1 protein-coding gene is annotated in these 3,333 nt (G+C 76.4%); it reads left to right on the top strand.

The features are described from left to right. The coding region (locus IE294_RS46475; protein ID WP_189895353.1) for a condensation domain-containing protein at positions 1-3,333 on the top strand (3,333 nt) is incomplete at both ends.

Here is a 3,333-nt window from a genome sequence, read left to right as displayed (position 1 = left end):
CATCCAGCTGGTCAGCCGGGCCCGTGCCGCCGGGCTCGCCCTGACCACCCGCGACGTCTTCGAGCACAAGTCGGTCACCGCCCTCGCCCGCGCCGCCGGCAGCCTCGACGCGCGCGCCGGGGCGAGCGAGGACGACGGGGTGGGGCCGTACGAACTCACTCCGATCATGGCCCAGCTGCACGAGGAGACCGGCACGCTGACCGGGCCGGTGGTCAAGTACAGCCAGCACGTCGTCGTCGGCGTGCCCGCCGGGCTCGACGCCGGACTGCTCGACGCGGCCCTGCACGCCGTGGTGGACCACCACGACGCCCTGCGCACCCGGGCCACCGAACCGGCCCCCGGCCTGTGGCACATGGAGGTCCTCGCCCCCGGCGCGTCGGACGGTGTGCCGCTGGTCGCCGTCGCCGAACCGGACGGCAAGGACGACCCGGCCCGCGCCGAACGGCAGGCCGCCGCCGCCCGCGCCCGCCTCGACCCCGCCCGCGCGGTCATGATCCAGGCCGTGCTGCTCACCGCCCCGCCCGGCGCGGACACCGCCCGGCTGGTGCTGTGCGCCCACCACCTCGTCGTGGACGGCGTGTCCTGGCGCGTGCTGCTGCCCGACCTGGAAGCCGCCTACCGCGCCCTCGCCGAGGGCCGCGCCCCGGCGCTCGACCCGGTCGGCACCTCGTACCGCCGCTGGTCCGCGCTCCTCGCGGAGCAGGCCCGCACCCAGGTGCGCGGCGCCGAACTCGCCGGGTGGCAGCGGCAACTGGCGGGCCCCGACCCGCTGGTCGGCACCCGCCGCGCGGACCCCGCCCGGGACGTCCACGGCACGATGCGCACCCTGCGGCTGGAGCTGGGCCCCGCGGCCACCGCGCCGCTGCTCACCGAGGTGCCGGCGGCCTTCCACGCCGAGATCAACGACGTCCTGCTCACCGGGCTCGCCCTCGCCGTCGCGGACTGGCGCCGCCAGCACGGCCACACCCACCACGCGCAGACCCTCATCGAGCTGGAGGGACACGGGCGGGAGCAGCTGGGCGACGACCTGGACCTGTCCCGCACGGTCGGCTGGTTCACCAGCGCCTTCCCGGTCCGCCTGGACGTCGGCGCCGTCGACTGGTCCGAGGTGTGGGCGGGCGGCCCCGTGCTGGGCGCCGTCCTGAAGCGGATCAAGGAACAGCTGCACGCCCTGCCCGACCGGGGCGTCGGCTTCGGCCTGCTGCGCTACCTCAACCCGCACGCCGCCCGCGTCCTCGCCCGCCACCCCCGGCCCCAGATCGGCTTCAACTACATGGGCCGCTTCGACGCCCGCGAGGACCGGCCGTGGCAGCCCGTCGGCGGGGACGGGGTCGTCGGCACCGGCGCCCACCCGGGCATGCCGCTGCCGCACCTGATCGACGTCACCCCGGCGACCGAGGACCGCCCCGACGGACCCCACCTGATCGCCAACTGGGCATGGGCCGGGGACGCGGTGGCCGAGGAGGACGTGCGCGACCTCGCCGGCACCTGGTTCCGGGCGCTGGAACTGCTCGGCCGGCACGCCCCGGCCACGGGCGGACGTACCCCCTCCGACCTGCCGCTGGTCGACCTGGTCCAGGAGGAGATCGAGGCGTACGAGGCCGAACTCGCCGACGCCGGAAGCGTCCTGGCCGACGTACTGCCCATCACCCCGCTCCAGCAGGGCATGCTCTTCCACGCCGACTACGACACGGCGACCGCCGACGGCACCGACGTCTACACCCTCCAGATCGTCGCCGACATCGAGGGCGACCTCGACCCGGCCGCACTGCGCGCCGCCGGCCAGGCCGTCCTGGACCGGCACCCCAACCTGCGCGCGTCCTTCCGGGCCCGGCCCGCCGGCGCCCCCGTGCAGCTGATCCCCGCCCGCGCGGAACTCCCCTGGCAGGAGATCGACCTGCGCGACCTGCCGGAACCCGAGCGCGGCGCCGAGCTGGAGCGGATCACCGCCGCCGAACGCGGCCACCGCTTCGACCTGGAGCGCCCGCCGCTGCTGCGGTTCACGCTCGTCACCCACGGCGAGGGCCGGCACCGCTTCCTGTGGACCAGCCACCACATCCTGGTCGACGGCTGGTCGATGCCGCTGCTGGTCCGGGAGCTGTTCACACTCGGCCGGCCCGGCACCGACGGCACCGCGCTGCCCGCCCCCGTCCCCTACCGCTCCTACCTGCGTTGGCTGACCCGGCAGGACCGCGAGGCCGCCCGCGCCGCCTGGCGCGCGGCGCTCGCCGACCTCGACGGGCCGACCCTCCTCGTGGACGCCGGCCCCGACCGGGCCCCGGTGCTCCCCGCATCCCTGCGGCTCGACCTCCCGCGCGACCTGACCCAGGCTCTCACCGCCTGGGCCCGCGCCCGGGGACTGACCCTCAACACCGTGCTCCAGGGCTGCTGGGCGCTGCTGCTCGGCCGGCTCACCGGCCGCCAGGACGTCGTCTTCGGCGCCGTCACCTCCGGGCGGCCCGCCGAGGTCCCCGACGTCGAGTCGATGATCGGCATGTTCCTCACCACCGTGCCCGTGCGGGCCCGGCTGCACCCCGGCACCCGCCTCGCCGAACTGCTGCGCACGATCCAGCACCAGCAGACCACGCTGCTGCCGCACGAGCACCTGGGCCTCGCCGAGATCCACAAGGCGGCGGGCCTGTCCGGCGAGGTCTTCGACACCGTCGTCCTCTTCGAGAACTTCCCGCTCGACGCGGCCGGCCCGGCCACCGGCACCGACGGGCCCCGCGTGGTGCGCACCGAGGCCCTGGACGCCCGCCACCACCCGCTCAGCATGGCGGTGTTCCCCGGCGACACCCTGACCCTGCGATTCGACTACGCGCCCGACCTGTTCACCGGCGCCGACGTCGACCGCGTCGCCGTCATGGTCCGGCACCTGCTGCACACCGTCGTCGACGGCGGCGACCTGCCGCTCGCCCGGATCGACATCACCGGACCGGCCACCCTGGGCCGCCCCGGGCAGCCCGGCGAACTCGGCGGACTGCTCGGCTCCTGGGACCCCGGCCTGCCCGAGGAGAGCCTCGGCGTCGTGGAACGCGTGCGGGCCGTCGCGGCCCGCGTGCCCGACGCCGTCGCCGTGGCCGACGGCACGGACAGCGTCACCTACGGCGACCTCGTGGAGCGCGCCGGCGGCCTGTCGGCGCTCCTGACCGAGGCCGGCGCGGGCCTCGGCTCGGTGGTGGCGATGCTCGCCGACCCCGGGGTGCCGTTCGTGACGGGGGTCCTGGGCGTCCTGGGCGCCGGCGGGGCGTATCTGCCGCTGGACCCGGGGGCCCCGGCGGCCCGCAACGCGTCCCTGCTCGCCGACAGCGGCGCCCGCCACCTCCTCACCGG

It is taken from the genome of Streptomyces canarius (assembly GCF_014650735.1).
GTDB classification, from domain to species: domain Bacteria; phylum Actinomycetota; class Actinomycetes; order Streptomycetales; family Streptomycetaceae; genus Streptomyces; species Streptomyces olivaceoviridis.
The sequence above is the reverse complement of the archived record's forward strand: the minus strand, read 5'-3'. Positions and strand labels throughout refer to the sequence as shown.